Below are 20,653 nucleotides of genomic sequence, written 5' to 3' on the forward strand. Positions count from 1 at the left end.
CACAAATGAGCGAACGACGGCAGCTTTCCCTTAACTTCTTCATGTATCCAGATGGTCATCACGAAGCTGCCTGGCGCCACAGGAGTTCGGCAGCCAATCGCATCCTCGACGTCACCTACTATCAGGAGCTACGCGCAGCGCGCTGAAGCGCACAGGTTTGACGCGGTATTCTTCGCCGATGGTCCGGCCCTGGCGGACGATGTCTGCTACGCCCAGCGGTTTCGGCTCGAGCCGATCATCCTGCTCACCGCGATCGCATCCGCCACCCAGCGGATCGGCCTGATCGCGACCGCATCGACGACCTACACCGAGCCCTACAACCCGGCGCGGCTGTTCGCCTCGCTGGATCACATCAGTAGCGGCCGGGCCGGCTGGAACATCGTGACAACGAGCACGCCGCAGTCCGCGCATAACTTTGGCTTGCCCGAGCACCCTCCGCATCACGAACGCTATGAGCGGGCGCGGGAATATTATCACGCGGCTTTGGGACAGTTGGGAGGACGACGCGCTCGTCAACGACCCCATCTCGGGTGTTTTCGCCGACACCGGCAGGATCCACGCGATCTAATCACATCGGAAAGCATTTTCGCGTGCGAGGGCCGCTCAACATGTCAAGGACGCCGCAGGGACGACCGGTCTATGTGCAGGCCGGCTCTTCCGACGACGGACGCGCCTTTGCAGCGCGTTTCGCAGAGGCGATCTTTACCGCGCATCAGACACTGGCGAGCGCCCAGGAATTCTATGCCGACATCAAACGTCAGGCGCGCGCCTTTGGCCGCAGTCCCGATCAAATCAAGATTCTCCCCGGCATCAGTCCCTTCATCGCCAGCACGCAGATCGAGGTCGATCGGCTGCAGGACGAGTTCAACGAGCTGATCCAGCCCGAGTATTCGCTAACCCAGCTGCGCCAGATGATCGGTCTCGACCTCTCCGGGTTTGACCTCGATGGCCCCTTTCCCCGCCATCTGATCGATACCGAGGGCGCCCACGGCGTTGCCAGCCGCTTCAAGCTGGTGATCGACATCGTCGATCGCGAGAAGCCGACGATTCGTCAGCTCGTACAGCGCCTGGCCGGCGCCCGCGGCCATTGGGTGATTGCCGGACCGCCGGAAAAGATCGAGGACAACATTCAGACCTGGTTCGAGAACGGCGCAGCCGATGGTTTCAACGTCATGCCGCCCTGGCTGCCCGGTGGGTTCGACATCTTCGCCGAGCAGGTCGTGCCCATTCTGCGCAAGCGCGGCCTGTTCCGTCACGACTACACGGGCACAACGCTGCGCGATCATTACGGCGTGAGCCGGCCGGCCAGCATCTTCTCCAACGCCATTGAGGCGATCGCATAATTCGCGTGAGAACACTGGTTTGAAGATGGCACGACAGACGCCTAACGGGTTGCTTTCATTGGGTCGCTGGGCGGCTAAGGCGTAAGCGAGGGAGATTTCTCTATGCCCCTCATAGCAACCCAGGGTCTGAGCGAGGTTCACTCCCGGTGAACCAGGTTTTCACGGCTTCGGCGAATAGATCTGTCCTTCCGCGGCCGTGCCTTCCAGACAGCTTATGGTGAGTTGTCGCGCCGGGTTTAGCCGGCGGGCGATCAAGTCTCGACGGCAAGGAAGAATGACTTGGGGCCGGAAGGCGGGATCTAGATGTGCCTGGTCCGACGGGGCTACCCGTACGTTTTCCATCGCTTCCGCTTTCACATGACCCGAACCGATCGCGCTCCCGCCGATAATACGGCAGGAGTTGGATGCGGTCTTCGCTCCCTGTTCCTCGACGATTAGAGGGCTGGATGGTCGGACGGCCGACGATCGAAATCCTCTCGCTTGTCGGGCGGCAACACCCGCTCGTGGGTGGCAATACACGAGATGCAACGCCGGCGCTTGAATCCGGCGTTTGGGCGATCGTTTTTGATGATTTCCACCGTATCGATTGTGCAAAGTTGCCATTCGTTAAGCGCGGAGCTGCGCCACTTTAGAAAAGTCATTCGAGCCTGTTGCCCGGATCCGAGAACGGTCTTCCCGCATTTGGGGCAGCCTGTGCCGGAGCGTAAGTGATGTAGTCTCGCGCCGGTGTGGGACACACGAATCGAGGTCTTTTTGAACGTGCTTCTCGGCGAGCCTACTATCTTTGGTGAAGCCAATAGGTTGGCAAGCAGTAGTCGCCGACATTTAGGCCGGGGTCTCGCCGGGAGTCACATAGTCGGGCCACTTCTCGGCATTCGCCAATTGTCGACGGAAGTGAGCACGTGAGGACCAACAAATTGTCCCTAACTTGAACCTTCTCAGCGCGAACGAGCTTTCAATAGCGTCCTAACATTCGGCGGCACCGCATTTGGCTAAGCAAGCAACGCGAGGGGGAAATGGCTCTGCTGAGAGTCAGGAGCTGGTACGGCGATTAACGTTGGAGATCAGATCCCTCAACGTCTGTCTGGAGGATTTTCTTCACGTCCGAGCCGAGGCACTCGGCATTAGTGGAACACAATTGGCGATCTTGATGGCGGTGATGGACTTAGACAAGGATGGCGGTGCTCCGGCCGGAGTAGTCGCAAAACTGATGAAAGTCGACCCCTCCTTCATCACGCTACATTCGAAGGCGCTGGAGAAACTCGGATTTGTGCGGCGCAAGACCGGTATCAGGGATGCTCGGGTCGTCCAGCTCTCGCTAACGGACAAAGCCCGTAAGCGTCTTGCGGAAATCGCTGCACAACAGGAGGAACTGGATGAATTCGTTTTCGGTGAGTTTGGCATCGAGGAATCGATGAGACTGTCGAGCCGACTTGCAGGGCTCAGGAAGCGGCTGGAGAGAGCTCGCCTGCAAGCCGAACTGGATACCGGTGGGGCGTCAGACCGAGGGAGGGGCCGACGTTAGAAGGGAGGCGCTTTGGATGAGCAACGGTTGCTTGAATGCGAGGGCCGCATGCCCTCATGTGAAGCACCGCCATCATGAGGAGCACATCGGTTCCTCGTGCCGGTCGGCCAGTCCCAGCGGTGACAGGCTAAAGTTACATTTGTGGATCGGGAGCGAGTCGATTTGGACGACCAATACGCATGCGGTATGAGGCCAGAGTTCTCCGCGGAGTTCCAGATTTCTGGCGTCCCCAACCTGTTACACGCGGTCAGCCGCTAAGCCTTTGTGGATTCGCAGAGCTCTTGCAGATCGCGACGAAGTCCATCGGCCAAGCCGTCTACGAAGCTGTTTGCCATTGACCAAGATCAAAACATCAATTCTAGATTTTCTATCCTCTCAAGTCTGAACGGAGGCTAAAGGTCTCATGCGCAACCTTCCCTTTATCTGTGTGTTTGCACTTTCCATCCTAATCGGCTTTGAATCGCCATTGACCGCCGCTCCGCGAGGTCGTTCTTTCATGCCACCGGCTCGGCAGGACGTTTATTGCCTTCAGGGACGTATCTGGGGATATCCAGGCAATTGCCAGTTCTCGACCTATGCCTCTGGTACCCTAGCCTATTGCGGGATGAATCCGATCTATGCATTCCAGCTAGAAGGAGGGCACCTGCACTGATGCGTGATCGCCAACTGTGGTCGAAACATCAGTCTTTGCTCCTATAGATCGACCTCCCGTGCTGGTTAAGCGTTGGGCTTCCGCCTGGGTGGACGTCCTCGCTCGAGTACGCTCGCGCCCTCAGTTGCCTCGGGACGCCAAGTACAACGATCGGAACGGGATGGCTCATCGGCCTCACGCGCAATTGGGCAATCTTGTCGCACCGGCACCGGCCTCAATCCTCGACCAAATCCGACCGCCGGTTTCGGGGCATCCTGTTGCCGCAAGCACTGCCAGGCTCTCGGAGGCGCCATGAACCACATGATTGTCATGCCGGACGCCGACATGGACCACGCGGTTGATGATCTGAAAAAGCTGGCGCCTAAGATCCGCGCCCTGAACGTCGGTCCTGGCACTTGTCCCGATGCCGAAATGGGGTCACTAGCAACAAAGCCAGCTCGATAAGGTCCGAGGCTACATCGACGAGGACGTACAAGAAGGTATCAAAGCTGATCGTCGACGGACGCAAACTTCGGCGTCAAGGCTATGAAGGGGGATATTTCATCGGTGGAAGTCGATTTGATCGCCTGACTACCGACATGACACTTTGCTGCGAAGAGATTGATCTTCGGTCCCGCCCTCGCTCCCCTTGATGCCTCGGACGCCGACGCGGTGAGCGTCGAAGCCGCTCGCGAGGTCGAGCGGTTTCTCGAGCATCGCGATGGCCACAAGGAAACCCCTCTTATTTCTTTGCCAGGCTCTGCCCGCGAGATTGGAGTGGGTTCGATCCATCTAAAGGACGAAGGCCAACGTCTCGGGCTTGGGAGTTTCAAAGCCTTAGGCGGTTCCTATGCAGTGATTCGCCTGGTGCTCGAGGAAGCAACTCGGCAGCTCGGTCGCCATGTTGACGCGTCCGAGCTGCACACAGCTGAAGTAAAGACCGTGGCAAGACGTATGACGGTCTCTTGCGCCACGGATGGCAACCATGGCAGATCAGTTGCCCAGGGTGCCCAGCTCGTTGGCGCAAAATGCGTCATCTTCGTTCATTCAGGCGTGAGCAACGAGCGCATCGCCGCCATCGCCCGCTTTGGCGCGCAGATGATCCGTGTCGACGGCAACTATGACGATTCTGTCGTCCAAGCATCGCGAGTTGCGGCACAAGAAGGTTGGATCACAGTGTCTGACACGTCCTGGCCCGGCTATGAGCGGATCCCACGTTTTGTAATGCAGGGATATACCGCACTTGTGAGCGAAGCACTACGCCACTTGGCGGAGCCGCCGACGCACGTCTTCCTCCAGGCAGGCGTCGGTGGCATCGCCGCAGCCGTTGCTGGACATCTATCAATTCTGTTGGGCGACAACCGCCCCTTCTTCACAGTTGTCGATCCCTCGCGGGCAGCATGCCTCTTCGGAAGCGCGCGCGCCGGTCATCCTGTCAAGGTAGATCATGGGCAACCGACCGTGATGGCGATGCTCGAATGCTACGCGCCTTCGCTCGTCGCTCATCCTTTCGCGCACGGCGGATGCTTTTATGACTGTCGACGACGAGGACGCAATCAGCGTGATGAAACGACTGGCAAATCCGAAGGATGGCGATCCCGCTGTCGTTGCAGGCGAGAGTGGTGGTGTTGGCCTCGCAGCATTACTGAAGGCTGCTTCTGACCTGACCTTGCGTGGCAAGGTCGGTCTTGGACCCAATGCACGGGTCTTTCTGATCAACACCGAGGGCGCGACAGATCCTCTCCTGTACGACCAGCTCATCGGTGCGACGCCAGCGCAAGTGACCTCGAAGAATATTAAACCGGTCAACTGATGGGGCGAGCTCGTGAGCCTTTCGTAAGCCCGTCCCATCCGTACGCCTTGGCACACTGGCCAGCGTTCCGCCCTTACAGAAGGCTCATCGCTGCGCAGAGGCCGGCCTCTGCGCGGCGCAGGGGTTCATGTCCCTTCGAGCTGGGCACGCGAATTGGCTCACTCACAATGAGGGGTTTGAGATGCGCCGGTTCTCTCTGACTTGTCGGTCGGACTCAAACCCGGCACTACAAACTTCATCGCGGGTCAATCGGGCGCCGGCAAATCGACGCTCACGCAAACCTCGCAGAAGTCGGATGCGAGCGACAGCGGCTCAGTGCGCGTTGCTGCCGAGGATCTAACCGCGAGCTGCCCGCAGCATCACGTTTCGCACGTTGACCAGGTAAGCCGTGTAACGGCAACTTGAGGCGTGGGCCGATCTCTGCAAAACCGGCCTTCAGGTATAATGCTGAGTTGGGGCTACGGCTCCACATTGGTTGCCTCGGCGCCCCTACTTCGAGCTGGCCCCAGCCTTTTACCGTCCCTAGGCCCACCGCAGCCTCAATGAGACGCATCGCGACCCCAGACGATCGCTGATCCGGCACCACGTAGAGTTCGGTGATAATACCGTAGGTTCCGCCCGCAAAAAGGGCGGCGCTTTCCGACAACATAATGAGGCCGACCGGGCGTGACTCCGTGAAGGCCAAAAACCCATGGACGCGCTCTTTCATGGCCAAGAGGTCGACAACGAGCTGGGTATCTGGTCCGCCCTGCTTTTGTCCGCCCTCAAGTTCGGCAAGTAGGGCGGCAACCATGTGAGTCACCGTTGTAGCGTCGCCGTTAGAGACTTCACGCGTGGTCACCATGTCACATCCTCTTTCAAGTTTTACCAATGTACGACCTGGTCCAGCGGCGGCATCGGGGCACGAGCCGGCCGCAGCACCCGATCCAAAACAGATATGCCGCAGGGTTGAAGGTCAGATGACGTTTAGTTCACACCGCGGTGATAGCGTCTTTGTGTCGCTCCTAGCTAAGCTAAAACTATCTGGGAAACTCGTAAGATAACTTGCCGAACATCGTGATGATCGCACGGAGCAGTCTCTTCTTCTTTGGACTTGCGTGTCGCCCAACATCGGGCGGATCGTGTTCATGCGCGGACGTTACAGGAGCGAGGCTAACCGCTTGCGAACAGGCTCACGGATTAGGGTCCACTCTCCCCCCTCGTAGAAAGCTCGAACGGCAGGCCGACCAGCAATTTGCCGGATCCAGTCTCGATCAATCACATTTGACGGTCGCATGACGGTGGTTGCGCGCGTGGCGGAAAAAACGCTCATCCGTCCGCGGCAATAATTGAATTACTCACCTTGTCGAAGCTGTTGTTGGGGATCATGAGCGTCCGTACCGCCGTCATTGCTGGCATCTATGCTCTCAGAGAATCGTGGAGCACGCGAGTCCATGGCACACTGTTTTCGGTAGTGTTTAGATAATCAGTTTTTCTAATTTCTCATCGGACGCGCCATTTGTTGCCGCGCCGATGAAGAACATCACGGACGCCCGACGAACGCGTGCAACTTAATAGTTGAGCTCGCGATTGAGGCCGGCTTCTCTCGTGTTCTTCGAATAGACAACGTCCCGTCCTGATGAGCCGGGTTCACCGCCTGCCATCGCATAGCCGTTAAATGCTTTGAGAGCATCGTCGGGCCGTATCGCGCGAGACGTTTCTATCGTTCACTTGGATCACTTTACGATCTGTTTGTTGAAAGACTGTTCTATGCTTGCGGACACGCGTTACTCCGCGAGAATGTCGCGGCATTCAGCAGAAGATCGCTCAGGCATAAGCGGTAGGCTTCTGCCATTCCAAAATCAGGAAGTGCTGCACGAGGACGATTCGTAGCGGCTATGCGCGCCTACCACTCCTGTCGGCGCGTAAACGGCATGGATGAGGCAGACGTCTGAAGTGACTTACGTCACTTTCCTACATTCCTATGACGGGAGCTTGCCGGCTCAGGCGCGATTCCGCCTTCATCATTGCACCGGCTAGCATGAAGGACGGCTTAGTTGGTTCGGGACCATATCCAATCTGCGGCATCGTGACATTCCGCCATCAAGGCGTATCGGCATTCCTCTGCAGCGGCGCCGTCGGAACGATGTGAACGACGTGATAGCCATTGCCGTGCAGGTACCGTAGGAAGGCGGGCTTCATCGCGGGCGGTATGTGCCTTACCGTCGTGAAGCACAATGATCCCCCTGCCCGCGGCATTCAGCCGGCTGGTGATGAGCTTCAGCTCCTGGTCTGGCGTCAGTTCCTCCCAGTCGCTGGCCCACAGGTCCGCTCCAAACACGACGATGCCCCGAGACTGGAGCAGATCGAGCGTCTTAGGCGTTGAACCAAAATAGGGGAAGCGGAAGAACGGCGTCGTGGGGGCAGTTGTCGATATGCCATGGAGCGCCATTTCGTCGGCCGCAATCCCGCGGTCGATCTCCTCCTTCACCTTTTCGACGCTGATCTTTGACGCCATCGAATGCGACCATGTCTGGTGCGCGATAGTGTGACCTTGCGTGGCCGCGCGCCGCAAGCTCGGGAAATTGAGCTGACGACTTGCCGACGAGGAAAAACGTGGCTTGCACACACTCCTGGGCGAGCGCCGCCAGCACCTCTTCCGTGTACGGCGGCCTGGGCCCGTCGTCGAAGGTCAGCACAACCTCGTGGTCGACCAAGGGGAGGGTTTGGGGAAAGCTCTTCGGTCCGACCCGCGGATAAGTGTTGGTGTCAACGGTGAGCACGCGCGAGGTCCCAAGCGCGTCCTCACGCGGTAGTCGGCCGCAGCGGCAACTGTAATGCCGGCAAGCACCGCCGTCACGACGTTCGCAAGAAGCAGGATCCGTCCGTGCAGACATCTGCCATCAAGGCCTTCCCCGGACGGGTGTCCGGTTGCGGTTTTGAACAAGATAGTCCTCCCGTTCTACGTGGGTTATGTTAGCCTTGCCGGTGGTGTCAGCCGCCTCGTTTCCATTCCGGACTAGCTGACCCGTGGCAGTCGACCAGCGCTCCGATCGGACTACTTCGCTCCCGAGCGCATCAGGTTGTCTTGCAGCCAGATCATTTGCTGCTCCGTCGAATGGGACGGGTTTAGCTGCGCAATTGTACTTTGCCGGCCGCCACAAACGTCGGCTCGTGCAATGGTTACGTTCGTCCCTACATATTAGCCATGTGGCGATATTGATTGATGCAATGTCGCGGGCACTGACGCGTGAATTCCGCGTTCTAATGCGTTTTCCGACGGATTTCGGATAGTCGGCATGCGCCGACGGCGCTCGCCCCTTTTTTCGCGAAGCCGCCAATGCCGCGGGACGCCCCCGATGCCGATGTATCCTTCACCGCAGCGAGACCATTTGGATTCAACATTCCATATGCACGATCTCGATCGGCTCCCCGTCATCCGATGCCGCCGCTAAGCGAAGGCAAAGACGAGCAGGCTCGAGCAGAGCGGCGCGAGGCCGGCGGCGGTCAGCGCCAGGAAGCTAGCAGAAACAAGGTCATGATTGCGCATGAGTTACCCTCGATTGCACAGCAGAAGAGAGAGCAGCCGTCGCTGCGATGCGCGTTAGGCCGGTCAACACACAAATTGATATTCAAAACCGGCGCACTGTTACTGCCGTTATTTCGAGGGAATGCATTTTTCCAACGTGATTGCGGCTCACTCCGCCGTCCTGCGGCGGAGATAACGAAAGGACGCCTGGCTTTTGCACGCCGCGATCGGGAGTCAACTTTTGGGTCAACGCGGGCGAGGCAGGCGTCGCCAAAATGGCCATAAACACAGCCATCTTGCGAACTCGACGGGATAGCTCGCCAGAATCTTCACGGCTCTGACCTGGAAATTTCATTGGAGGGACTACCTCCACATGGTCGGTCTTTCGGAGAGGGCTTCGCGCCCGATTTGCTTGAGGCGGTCCGGCGTCGTCTCACCTCTGATAGGCGTCCAGAATCTTCGAGGCGACGTAGGTGCGGGCACCGGTATCGTACGGGGAAAGGCTCTCGCAGACCTCGTCCAGGATCGCGCGCAGAAGCGCGGTGGTAACGGCGTCCAACAATTGAAGATCTCCGCCATCCCTAGTGAGGAAGATAATGCACATTTCGCGTTGCGCGATTCAAGTGTGTTTGATCGAAAGAAATCTGCGACTCCAGCGCCTCGCCGCAGAGCGTCCTCTAGCTTCCCCTGACGCCTAAATTCTGCGTTCGACCGGCTTATTTCGATCAAGTTCAACGTATCGATGGCGCGCTCGTGCTGGCCGACAAATCGCGGCGACCCGCGATCGCCAGGTCGCCTGGTATTAGCGTTTCTTACGCGACGTACCCCTTGGGAGGCTAACTCCCTGACCGCAGCAAAGACAGGAATTCACAATTCCACACGTACGATCTCAATCGCTTCGCGGGAGACCGGGGGAGAAGTAGCCTCCGCCTAGGCTTCTGAATCCACGCTTCGATAAAATCCCGTCAGCATTAATCGTCGCCCGAGCCTTGTTGGACCGTTATGGCCCAACCGGGCTCGCTTGATTCCAAACTCCAGCAGGCGGCGCCCGAGTCCGAGACCAGCGACGTCAGGCAAGATAAATATCAAGTTACTTCACCAGGCTCGGCTCGACAAATCTAACCACAACACTGTCGCGCAGACACACCGTCAATCGTCCCTTCGCGATGAGTTCTTCGTAGAAGGCCGGTGTACGCTTACCGGATCCAATTCTCGATTTAATTCCGAGAAAGGACGCCCCTGCAAGCCGACGATTGATGTTTTGGTGATGTACTAAATCTTCTCCGCGCCTTCGGAGCGCGCGGCGGAAGCGGGCTCCAGGCTTTAGCAGTTGAGCGCGCCGAACAATGCTTTGCACGGCGGGATCAAGTTTGGCGACGAAAGCGCCAATGCGGAACACACGAGCTGCCGTCACGTGAATAGCGGATACTGCCGCAACACACGAAAGCTTCGTACTCTTCGATCCAATGCGGAATTCAAGCGTCCCCCCTCTCAGATTGGCAGAATTCGGCTCAGAGGATCGGTATATGTGTGGCAATGTGATGCCTTAGTCGCCGGAGAAGTGAGCGAGGGCGTCGTATTGGCGCATGCTTTCGCCATCGGGGAGAATCCTGAAATTTTCACTAATGGGTTGCCCGGAGTTGGACCGTTTGTTCCTCCGAGCCTGCTGGTCAATGACTTACTTAAGCTGTTCTTAGTTCGCTATGACTGCACCGATCCAGGCTCTGGCGGCGGCTTGCACGCCAAATCGGTGATCAAATACCACGCTCCCCTGCCGATTGGAGCCTCAGTAACGATCACTGGTACGCACGCCGCCAAGTTCGTGCGCCGCGGGCGCCGCTTCCGGTCGGTGCGAAGCAGTATCAAATCCGGATCCAAGCTGATTGCGGAGATGCTCCCGACTGAGACGGTCGGGTATACGGACACAACGGCTCCGATTTCGGCGCGGTTCCGGAAAGCTGGTCTGACGCCCTGCCTCTGGTCTCAGCCGAGCTTCCGCAGTCGAGTGTCTTTGCAGTTCCCAACGAGCCGCTCAAGCAAGGAATGGTGCTCGGGCCGGTGACGCGATGGGTGGGATTGGAGCAAAGCGTAATCTTCTCAGGATATCCATTATCCTGCAGGATCCGCCGAACTTGCGGCAAGGCCTGCATACAAGCTATGAAATTGCACGACGCGCAGGCTTTCCCGTGCCAGTGGTTCAGGGCTTGCTATCCGCGGGCCAACTCAGCTCGCTTCTGCTGCGCCACTTCGGCCTCAAAATGTTCGACGGAGCCGAGCTCGCCCTGAAGTTCATCTCGCCGTTATTGATCGGCTCACGGCTAACCTCTCATGCGACAGTCGTCGAGGGGAGGACTGACGATGATTGGCTGCTTCAATTGGCGGCGCGAGACGGATCAAAGACAGTCAAGACAGTTGGGTACGCCAAGGTACCCAAATGACTTGGGCAGGTTCAGCCGGTGAGCGGCGAGTTTCGACCTGCGGTGGCGCCGCCGCGGTGAAGGCCACCACTTATCTTGCGGTCTTGGTAAGGCAGAATCATCGCCAAGGACGCGCGCACTTTGCTATCTGTTCATCAACAAGGCATCCGAACAGGAGATGAGCTTCGCGCACCGCGCATTGTTCGCAAGACCGCGCGCGAATTTTTCCTCCGAAGGGCCGAGCTGATCGAAAAGCGCGACCATCTCGTACGCTCGAAAGGGAAAGCCTCGACATAGGACAATGAGGAATCGCCGGTCCCGAAGTCGTCGAGAGCGATCAGAATGCCGAGGCTCTGAGGCTCTCGAGCGATCGCACCCTCTTCCGGCGCACGGCACGGCTTCCATCCGGACGCCTCCGGTGACTCCTCAGCGCTAAGATCGGAGTCGCGTGCTCGATCTGCCTGCTGCGGTATTCGCTCCTTCGCTCCGGCTGAGGTGGGGCGTTTTGTGTTTGGGCGTGGTGTGGCTGGGGCGATGTTTGCTCCGGCCGAACTTGGGCCGATAGTCGGCTTTGCTGAGCAGAGGCAGCGACAGAGCATGAAACTAGAGATCAGGAGCAGGAAGGAAGCCCTATCTGATCGATGCATCATCTCACGTCGCGAGTTTGCTCTCTAGTCTAAGCTCGTGCCCGACTTTGTTCTTGTGATAAAGAATTCTTTTTGACCGTCAGTATTGGTGATGCAGCGTCTCGCGAGGCAAACTTGGTCGCGCGAGCTCATGCGGCTCGGACCGCCAATCGAGGGCTGAATGTCGGTAGCTCCGCTGGAACGATAGCTTGCCCAAGCCACCCTCGGCGGCTTTGGGGCGCGGCATGCCTTGGGTACCATCCAAGAAGGATCTCACGTGATGCACATTGCCCGGTATATGTATTCCTGGAATTCCAGGTTGAACAGCATTATGGACATCACCATCGAGCGTATGCTGGTCGCCTTATCCGACGACAACGTCGCGGCACACGCGGCCAGCGACAAGGCAACGGGGGTCGCTGATGAGCAACATCGCGCCTGAGCTCCTCACCCGTCGCCTAGATACGTCGATCACAGCTGATCAGAGCGCCAGCAATCTGGAAAGCAAGCGCCGTCAATATAGACTTGCCGATCGGGCGCGGAGCTCGGCTGGAGCGATGTCGCCATCATCGAGGACGATCTTGGCCGCTCTGGCGGTGGCGTTACGCGGCCCGGCTTCGAGAAGCTGCTGGCTGCCATTCCGGACGGGCGCGCCGGCGCCGTTGTCCCGATCGAGGCGTGGCGCCGCCCTAGGCTGGGTGAGCATGACCGACGGTAAGGCTTAAGAGCATTGGGAGCAGGAACGGATAGCACGCATGGCGCATCGGCAGAGTCACTTCACGATCATATCTTCACGGGAGGCTGGAACACAAATGCCACAGCACCTTTCGATCTGCGCGGGGCTAAGGAACCTTGAGCGACCGAATCGAATTGCAGCACGGAAAACCAACGAGCCAGCAGCGTCCTCGGCCTCATGAAGGCTGGTTTTCCGTTGCGGGCAGATCCATCAGACCAAATGGAGATAGAGAGGTACGATCGCGATATCGGATGCAGTCGAGCAAACCTGGTTCTTGAGCACCCGGCCGCAGCACGCTTATTGTTCCTATAAGCAGTGAAGTCGATGATTGTCGCCGACCTCTCTGTGGTTTGATACTTCGATACCATCCTGAACCTACTCAGCTAATACCCTTGTCCCCTTCACGTTCGCTGCCGCAATTACTCTGCCGTGTCTTGAGCCGAGTGCAGCAAGCAAAGCCAGGTGTGGTCGGCCTCCCGCCGCGCCCTGAAGCGGCAAACGCATTTCTTGGAGCACGAGAGCCGTTCGCCAGGAATAATGGCGGATCAGCCCGAACTTTCCGCCGCACATCGCGCAGCACCTTGACTGGAGCTGTTGCGCATTGTCGCCTCCTGTCGGCGTTACGTGGACACCTCTGGCATTTTTCTGTGGCCGTAGCACCACGCCCGCACGCAGAGTGGGGCGGTGCCAAGTTTCGCAACCTGTACATCGCGCGCAAGTTTGAGACTGAAGTGCGCGCCGGCCTCCATCTGAGTGCATCGGCTACATTGGCGAATGTAACAATTGTCTAATCTCCATTAATGCAATGAGTCGCTCACTGGCCACGAAATGCTGCGTTATCGCAACGTTGTTCGATGGTTTTCAGCTGGCGTGGCCCAAAAACAAAGCGCGTAGCACCACTCCAGAGCTTGTAAGCGCCGAGGCCCTCCCTTTGCAGGGTCAAAGACGGAGCCTGACTTCCTCCTCGGTTTTTTGGGCAGGCATGATCACTGCGGCTTAATGAGACGCAGAGTTGTGGCTGCCTGGCCAAACTGAGGGGCGTGGGTTCCGCAGAGAAGGTGGCAAGCACTTCAGGTCAGCGCGGCGGCCGCATCCCTGATCCTACCGTAGATTTCGTCAAGGTCTGCCGGTGTGACACAATAGGGAGGCATAACGTAGATCGTGTTCCCGAGCGGTTCGCAGCAGCAGATTTCGCTCTTTAAAGAAGGCCTGAAGTTTCGGACCGAGTTCGGCCAGATAGCCTGCATCGCTCGCTTTCAGATCGAGTGCTGCGATGGTGCGAGTCCGACGGACGTTTTCGAAGCGCGGATCGCCGCGGAGTACCTCAACCGCCTCTTCTTGCATCGTGCCGACCGACGCCACGCGCTGGTGAGTTTCCGGATCGTGCCAGACATCCAGGTTGGCCTTTGCGGCGGCGCAGGCTACGGGGTTCGCTGTATAAGAACTCGAATGAAAGGATGTCCGTGTACAATACTTTGAATAATGCGCGTCGAAAATATCCGCCCGGCACAGTGTCATCGCGAGCGGAAGCGTCCCTCCCGTGAGGCCTTTGGAGTAGCAGGCGACATCGGGAATGACATTGGCCTGCTCGCAGGCGAATAAGCTTCCAGTGCGGCCCCAGCCCGTCATGACCTCGTCGGCAATGAAGAGGACGTCAGAGGCCTCGCAGATCCGCTTCATCTCTCTTAGCACCCACGCCGGGTACATCAGCATCCCGCCTGCCCCCAAGATCAGGGGCTCCACAATAAAAGCGGCGGGCATTTCGTTTCGACAAGCCGACTCCAGCGCATGCAGTGTCGCCTGCTCACGACCGCTCGCAGGAAACGGGATTGAGGTCACGTCGAACAGGAGCGGCGCGAACGGCGCGTTGAACACCGCTCGGGCACCGACGCACCAATTGTATCCCCGTGGTAGGAATGTTGCATCACGACAATGCGTCTTCGTTGTTTGCCTATGTTGTGCCAGTAGCCGATTGCCATTTTTAGCGCCACTTCCACGCTGGCCGAGCCACTGTCCGAGAAGAAGACATGCTCGAGGCCATCGGGTGTGAGCTTCAAGAGTTGCGCAGCAAGCTCCTCCGCCAGTTCGTGGGTGTGGCCTGCGAAGATGATCTGGTTGAGCTTGCCTGCCTGTTCCTGGTTGGCGCTCACGATATGTGGATGGCAGTGGCCGTGGGTCACCACCCACCAGGATGATATAGCATCGATAATTCGGCGATGTCAGCGGTGTGGAGATAAGCGCCATCTCCCCGCACAACTTTTGTCATCTCCTCTTGGAGCGCATGTTGTGTGAACGGGTGCCAGATCGGCGACTTCGGCTTCGTCGTCATTGCTTGAATTGATCGGCATGGAAAGCGGTTTTGAATGCGGCCTGCAGCGTGTCTGCCGCCAGGGGAGACAGCCAGGGCAATCGCCCTAGCCAACGCGCCCGCCCAATCTCGCGAATTGCGATCTGGGTCTCAGGATTGGGTTCCCCAATGAAGGCTATCCCAAGAATGGGGATCTGGCGTTTTCGCAGAGCCTCTATCGACAGCAACGAATGATTAATGGTGCCAAGTGCCGTGCTCGTGCAAAGCACGATTGGAAGTCGCCATCGCTCGAACACATCAATGTAGAGTGTATCCCCCCTGAGCGGCACCATCAGGCCGCCAGCGCCCTCAATCACCAACGGTCGCTCCCCGGCGTCTGGCACATTGAGCGAATCTGGCTCAATGCAAACTCCGTCAATTTCAGCGGACTGACGGGGCGAAACGGGAGTGCGAAGTCGGTAAAGCTCCGGCATGATGCGATCGGGCGAGAGACCGCCGAGCCGCGCGACAAGTTCGGCATCAGTCTCTCCTTCGAGACCGGCCTGAATCGGCTTCCAATAGTTGGCACCAAGGAGATCGGCGAGCCCCGCGGAAAACACCGTTTTTCCGATTCCGGTGTCTGTGCCTGTCACCACGATCCGCTGACTCATCGAGCTTCACCTCTCGTCTCTTCAATAAACGCGCCGAGCCCTGAACGCACCTTGTCCGCTCCGACCTTGGTCCCGGAAGTCTTCATCTTTGCGCCCTATGTTGCCCGGATTCTGAGCCGAATTTCCGCAATGCTGGGCAGGTCGTTGCCGAATTCCGCACCTAATCAGGAGATTGCAAAGCTTTCATCTCACAAGCCTCGAGGCCTCTGGGTCTGCCTGAGCAAAGCACGAGAGGCGTCTAGTTCTGGAGCCCCTTCACTGCCTACTGCCACGCCGGCCTGAATCGGTTCGCAGCAGGATTGCACCGAAGAGATGGGTGAGCCCGGCCGCAAAAACGTCTATCTCATCCGGTACTCTGCATCGGTCACCACGAACCTGTTGCTCGAGCTCCATCTCTTGTCTCCTCGAACATAGCATCGAGCATTGCACGCACGTCATCCTCCGCAAGCGTCAGTGAAATTCGCAGACGAGCCGTGCCCGCCGGCACAGTCGGCGACCGGATTGCGCGAATATCGAAACCGCGCGCCTGCAGTCTCGATGCGAGCCGCATCGCACGCGCGTTGTCGCCCAGGATATAGCGCACGATCTGCAACTCCGAGGAACTTCACCCACTGGGGCGCGCCAATCTCTCGATGCGTGAACGCGATCAGCTTGGCCAGCCGCTGCTGTCGCTCTGGTTCCTCCCGCAGGATGAAGACAACGACAGGTCGGCCAAATCGCGGACCTTGCTCTCCGCCTCTTGGACCTTGTTCTCGCCGAACTCGCAAAGGCCGAGTTCGGATGCGATACGGATAATCGCGGCGGGTACGGTCTTGCTGACAGGCAAAACACGAAGTTCTGAACGCCTGCGGCGAGCCCGCATACAAGCCCGATTTATGCGCAGCTCAAGCTCATCAAGATTGGAGCGCAATAACGAGCGCGGATCGTCCGTGAATCGGGCGCCATTCATCTGCGACATCGCGAATTCCTCGCTTCCACGTCCATGGTGTTTGACATGGCAAAGGCCAATGATTTCGGTAGCACATAACGCAGAGCCGAGTCCGGCTAGTTCGTCAGAACCTCTCACATCGACGCATAAGGCAGGCCGTATCCCCCTCATAGGGACGATCCTAATCCCAGACAAGGTGCTCCGGATCTCGCGATCCGCCATCGCCCAACTCGCCGCTCTGGCTCAGGGAGGACAGCACGGAAAGTTCTGTGCTGCTCGGGAGAGACAATTCACGCCCCTCCACTCACGAGTAAGGTTCATATTCGTTCAAAATCGGGGCAGTTCTGGTCTGACGACGCTGAGCGGCTTGTACTTTGCGCACCCAGCCCTTCATCGCTAAATCCATGTCCGACCCACATCCAGATGCTAAGGTTTGCGCTGCGTCGGCGGAACAAGGGTCGCGGAGTGCCCGACGCTCAAATCCCGGACCTGCACCGTCTCAAATCGCTGGGTTGGGCCCACGGCCTGAACAGGTGAATCGGTCGGCCGATCCGTGGATTATGACGAGAAGATAGGTTTATCGATTTGGTTCTGAATTGCGCTACGGAGTTGGTAGTCCCAGTAGGACGTTGTCAATCAGTCGGGTCGAACCAACGTAGGCTGCGACACAGAGCGCCGCCGGAAACCGCAGGGGACTCTCGGCGCGCTTGAGCGTATCACCGTCGACAAGTTCAAGATATTGCAGCCGATCAACTGTCTCAAGTTGCCGCTCGGCGATCGCAATCAGCTTCTCCACCTCGCGCACTCCTGCGCGGAATTCTTCCGCCGCGGCGAACAGTCCACGACTGATGGCAACGGCTCGCCGACGTTCTTCCTTGCTGAGATACCGATTGCGGCTGCTCATCGCGAGCCCGTCCGGTTCCCGAACGGTTGGCACGGTGACGATCTTGATGGGAAGATTGAGATCTGTCGCCATGCGACGCACGACCGCGCATTGCTGAAAATCCTTTTGCCCGAAAAACACGACGGCCGGATGCACCATGTTGAACAGCTTGCACACGACGGTCGCCACGCCCCGAAAATGCCCAAGCCTGAAAGCCCCGCAGAGTGGTTTCGCCAGTTCGCCCGGCTCGACGAAGGTCTCGAATTGAGCCGGATAGACTTCCTGTGCACCCGGCGCGAACACAATCTCAACACCGGCATCGCGGCACAATTTTTCATCGCGCACGAAATCGCGAGGATAGCTGCTGAGATCCTCGTTTGGTCCGAACTGAGCCGGATTGACGAAAATGCTAACGACGGTGACATCGCATTGCGCTCGGCTCGCCTCGACCAGGGCCAGATGGCCATCGTGCAAATACCCCATTGTAGGTACTAACCCGACGCGTTTGCCCGCGCTGCAAGCCTTCGCTAGCTCACGACGAAGCTCAGCGACCGTGGTAATCGTCTGCATCGTTGCACCTTACATCAGGTTGGGTTGGGAGGAGCCCAGGTTGCGATAATGTCACTCAGGCTTTCAGGAAGCCTATAGCACTCCTGCGGCGCCGGGAACGCACCGGTGCGGACATCGGCAGCCCAGCGCGAGAGCGCCTCTTGTAACATCTGAAAACCATCTGCATAGGCGCGAACGAATTTGGGCCGATGACCTATGGTTAGCCCCAGCACGTCATGGAATACGAGCACTTGGCCCGAGCAGTCGGGACCCGCGCCGATTCCGATGGTTGGTATCGATAGCGATTCGGTCGCTCGCTGGGCTAGCTCGGCCGGAATGCCTTCAAGCACCAACGCGAAGCATCCGGCCTCCTGCAGACGGTGAGCGTCATCGAGCAGCTGTAAAGCGTCATCGGCGTTCCGGCCCTGCACCTTGAATCCGCCCATGACATTGACGCTTTGCGGGGTGAGGCCGAGATGGCCCATGACAGGAATTTCGCAATCGACCAAGGCACGCACCATTTCCACGCGCTTGGCCCCGCCCTCGAGTTTCACGGCATCTGCGCCTCGCTGCAGGAACCCTCCAGCGTTACGTATCGTCTCCTCCTGACCAAGGTGAAAGCTAAGAAACGGCAGATCGGCCACCAGCAGGGCACGGGGCCTTGTGCGTGCAACAGCCTCCAGATGATGGTTCATCATTGCCATGCTGACCGGCAACGTGTTGTCGAATCCGAGACAGACATTGCCAACACTGTCGCCCACAAGAATGATGTCGACGATGGGGTCGGCGATGCCTGCCGTAACCGCATCATAGGCGGTGGTCATGGCGACACGCCGCCGCTCCTGCCTCCACTGCTGCAAGATTGGAATTGTGACCCGCTCAACTGACACTTCCGAAGCGTGGCTCATTTTGATACGTTCCATCAACTAGCCGAACGGCAATCCGATGTTGCGAGCGACGCGGCTGAGTATTACGCGCATCCTGGGACCATGCTTTCGTATGGAGGACAAGAGAAAACTGTCAACCGTGAAAGGAAGAAAGAAACATATGTCTCCGAGGTCGCGACCGAGTGCACAAACATTCCAATGGTCGCGCGACCAACAAGCAAGAACTTCCAAAATCCAAATTGTCATGTGGAAGCACCTTGAGTCACACCGCGCCTCAAGGCGCGCTGGGGCGGTCGGAGCCATTCCAGATGAGAGCGCACGGGACGACGCAGGGTGCGCGGATCTAGTCGTGCCGAAGCGCTGCGATTAGCTTATGGTCTTCCAGTGGCGGAAAGGTGAAGCGGTGGTCAGTCGGGGGCCGGGTCAGTGGTCCCGCCGACTCACGTGATGCTGTCGACACCGCCTTGACGCTTCACCAGGAGTCCGTCCGTTTCCGCGGTTGTTGGCTCACGCCATTGCACGCTGCCCGCGGCACAGATGATCTCTTGGTCGAGCCGCATCAACGCTTGGGGAGCGATGTCGACGATGTCAGAGCGCAGGGTGCTTGGCCTGCTTGGTTGCCGCCACCCTGCAAAGCAGGTCGAGGTCCGACCAACCCGCAAATGAATGACCCGCGATCGCGTTCTTCTTCACGTAGCCGAGGCCATTCTCCATCTTGCTCTACGTGCGCGCCCGATACGCAGCGCGGGCGCGAGGACGGAAGCCCCAATGCTTCGCGAACGCAATGAGCTTGTCGTTAAATTGAACCGACCGGCTCACTGCGTCATGGCGCACCACGAGCGCGCGTGGGTTACCGCACAAAAACGCCACCCATTCGTCACCGCTGGCATCTACCGGATGTTGTAGTAGACGTGCGATCTGCATGGCACCCGCGACTAATGCACGCGGAGACTTCTTCTGGCTAGTGATTTTATTGCATTTGTCGGCGCCTGATAATGGTCTGGTGCTGCAGGTCGGCTGCGGCGCGCAAGCGATGACATCGATTGTGCAAGAACCGACACATCTGCGGCCGGCGCTGTTCGCATGGCCGCTCAAGGGTCGTCGAACATTCTGAGGCTCTTGCCTATACTGAGATAGATCGGGACTTAGCGGCATGTCGCGGATATTTCACAGGACCGTGCAGTGTCGTGCTTGGCGTATTCGAAGCTTCGACGGATTGCTGAATTTCCTTCAGTGCGGACTAGGGCTTGCAACATACTATGCCCCACCAACCCTAACCCTGCTGCAGCAAAAGCAACGGCCCGATGAACCTGCGGCCGATCAAACCGCCTCCTCACCGCTCCGCCGATCGGTTGACCGCCGCCAACCATATTCACACTTGCTGGGAATCGGCCGCTCGCGTGCAGGCCGCACGAGGAAACTCCATACGCTGAGCGATCCCTTTGCCGGCCGGTCGTCCTGCATCTGGCGGCAGGCCAGGATGCCGATATCGCAGCGGCTCCCGATGTCCTGGCGCTCGCGCCACCTATGAGTGCGCTCCTCGCCGACAAAGGGTATGACGGCGACAAGCTTCGCGGCGAAATCATTCGTCGCGGCGCGAAACCCGTAATCCCCAATAAATCCAACCGTGTTGCCATCCAGCGCTTCAACAAACGCGCCTACAAAGGCCGAAACGTCTCGAACACTGCTTTTGCAGGCTCAAGGACTTCCGGCGCATCGCCCCGCGGTGCACCGGAATTTCTTGGCCGCTGCGCATCTTGCCGCTCTCGTCGCATATTGGCTCAATTGAATCTGGATCCTAGTCTTCTTGGGCGCGGCGGCCCCTTGAATTTCTTCTGGGTCCGGAATT

11 protein-coding genes and 9 pseudogenes are annotated in these 20,653 nt (G+C 58.4%); 11 read left to right on the top strand and 9 right to left on the bottom strand.

Features of this window, described 5'->3' with window-relative positions; genetic code table 11:
* Positions 1-5: 5 nt before the first annotated feature.
* From BcanWU425_RS31960 to BcanWU425_RS37780, 7 genes and pseudogenes are all read left to right on the top strand, one after another.
* Positions 6-1,343 (top strand): annotated as a pseudogene (locus BcanWU425_RS31960) (LLM class flavin-dependent oxidoreductase).
* A gap of 357 nt (positions 1,344-1,700) precedes the next feature.
* Entirely contained in the window at positions 1,701-1,781 is an 81-nt protein-coding gene (locus BcanWU425_RS37775; RefSeq protein ID WP_445818659.1) for a hypothetical protein, read from the top strand.
* 619 nt (positions 1,782-2,400) lie between these two features.
* Positions 2,401-2,868 (top strand): MarR family winged helix-turn-helix transcriptional regulator, encoded by a 468-nt coding sequence (locus tag BcanWU425_RS31965; protein ID WP_231188967.1) that lies wholly within the window; start codon positions 2,401-2,403, stop codon positions 2,866-2,868.
* 403 nt (positions 2,869-3,271) lie between these two features.
* Positions 3,272-3,520 (top strand): DUF3551 domain-containing protein, encoded by a 249-nt coding sequence (locus tag BcanWU425_RS31970; protein WP_231188968.1) that lies wholly within the window; start codon positions 3,272-3,274, stop codon positions 3,518-3,520.
* 264 nt (positions 3,521-3,784) lie between these two features.
* Positions 3,785-4,122, top strand: a pseudogene (locus BcanWU425_RS31975) (aldehyde dehydrogenase family protein); the annotation flags it as partial.
* Positions 4,121-5,312, top strand: a pseudogene (locus tag BcanWU425_RS31980) (diaminopropionate ammonia-lyase). The pseudogenes BcanWU425_RS31975 and BcanWU425_RS31980, both read left to right, overlap by 2 nt.
* Before the next feature lie 201 nt (positions 5,313-5,513).
* A pseudogene (locus BcanWU425_RS37780) lies at positions 5,514-5,639 on the top strand (ATP-binding cassette domain-containing protein); the annotation flags it as partial.
* On the opposite strand, the gene BcanWU425_RS31985 reads toward BcanWU425_RS37780, so the two are convergent.
* From BcanWU425_RS31985 to BcanWU425_RS31995, 3 genes and pseudogenes are all read right to left on the bottom strand, one after another.
* On the bottom strand, positions 5,584-6,156 hold the full coding sequence (locus BcanWU425_RS31985) for a GNAT family N-acetyltransferase (protein ID WP_231188970.1): 573 nt from the start codon (positions 6,154-6,156) through the stop codon (positions 5,584-5,586). The pseudogene BcanWU425_RS37780 and the gene BcanWU425_RS31985 sit on opposite strands and share 56 nt — an antisense overlap.
* Positions 6,157-7,344: 1,188 nt before the next feature.
* Positions 7,345-8,188 (bottom strand): annotated as a pseudogene (locus tag BcanWU425_RS31990) (polysaccharide deacetylase family protein).
* Between the two features lie 995 nt (positions 8,189-9,183).
* Positions 9,184-9,382: pseudogene (locus BcanWU425_RS31995) on the bottom strand (hypothetical protein).
* 1,504 nt (positions 9,383-10,886) lie between these two features.
* Here BcanWU425_RS31995 and BcanWU425_RS37785 point away from each other — a divergent pair.
* Positions 10,887-11,258, top strand: coding sequence for a MaoC family dehydratase (locus BcanWU425_RS37785; protein ID WP_445818633.1), 372 nt, complete (start codon positions 10,887-10,889; stop codon positions 11,256-11,258).
* A gap of 882 nt (positions 11,259-12,140) precedes the next feature.
* Positions 12,141-12,305, top strand: coding sequence for a hypothetical protein (locus BcanWU425_RS32000; protein ID WP_231188972.1), 165 nt, complete (start codon positions 12,141-12,143; stop codon positions 12,303-12,305).
* Positions 12,306-13,669: 1,364 nt separating this feature from the next.
* On the opposite strand, the pseudogene BcanWU425_RS32005 reads toward BcanWU425_RS32000, so the two are convergent.
* The 6 genes and pseudogenes from BcanWU425_RS32005 to panB all read right to left on the bottom strand — a co-directional run bounded on the left by BcanWU425_RS32005 (position 13,670) and on the right by panB (position 18,825).
* Positions 13,670-14,928 (bottom strand): annotated as a pseudogene (locus tag BcanWU425_RS32005) (adenosylmethionine--8-amino-7-oxononanoate transaminase).
* Positions 14,925-15,557 (bottom strand): dethiobiotin synthase, encoded by a 633-nt coding sequence (gene bioD, locus BcanWU425_RS32010; protein ID WP_231188974.1) that lies wholly within the window; start codon positions 15,555-15,557, stop codon positions 14,925-14,927. Before bioD ends, BcanWU425_RS32005 begins: the two are co-directional and overlap by 4 nt.
* 364 nt (positions 15,558-15,921) lie before the next feature.
* Positions 15,922-16,255: pseudogene (locus tag BcanWU425_RS37790) on the bottom strand (8-amino-7-oxononanoate synthase); the annotation flags it as partial.
* A complete protein-coding gene (locus BcanWU425_RS32020; RefSeq protein ID WP_231190998.1) occupies positions 16,204-16,515 on the bottom strand; it encodes a hypothetical protein in 312 nt (103 codons plus the stop codon). The gene BcanWU425_RS32020 and the pseudogene BcanWU425_RS37790, both read right to left, overlap by 52 nt.
* Before the next feature lie 571 nt (positions 16,516-17,086).
* Entirely contained in the window at positions 17,087-17,938 is an 852-nt protein-coding gene (panC, locus tag BcanWU425_RS32025) for a pantoate--beta-alanine ligase (protein WP_231188975.1), read from the bottom strand.
* 14 nt (positions 17,939-17,952) lie between these two features.
* On the bottom strand, positions 17,953-18,825 hold the full coding sequence (gene panB / locus BcanWU425_RS32030; protein WP_231190936.1) for a 3-methyl-2-oxobutanoate hydroxymethyltransferase: 873 nt from the start codon (positions 18,823-18,825) through the stop codon (positions 17,953-17,955).
* A gap of 901 nt (positions 18,826-19,726) precedes the next feature.
* Here panB and BcanWU425_RS32040 point away from each other — a divergent pair.
* Entirely contained in the window at positions 19,727-19,918 is a 192-nt protein-coding gene (locus tag BcanWU425_RS32040) for a hypothetical protein (protein WP_231188977.1), read from the top strand.
* Between the two features lie 261 nt (positions 19,919-20,179).
* Positions 20,180-20,593, top strand: a pseudogene (locus BcanWU425_RS32045) (IS5 family transposase); the annotation flags it as partial.
* Between the last annotated feature and the right edge of the window lie 60 nt (positions 20,594-20,653).

This window comes from Bradyrhizobium sp. WU425 (assembly GCF_021052305.1).
In the GTDB taxonomy this organism is placed as follows: Bacteria; Pseudomonadota; Alphaproteobacteria; order Rhizobiales; family Xanthobacteraceae; genus Bradyrhizobium; species Bradyrhizobium canariense_D.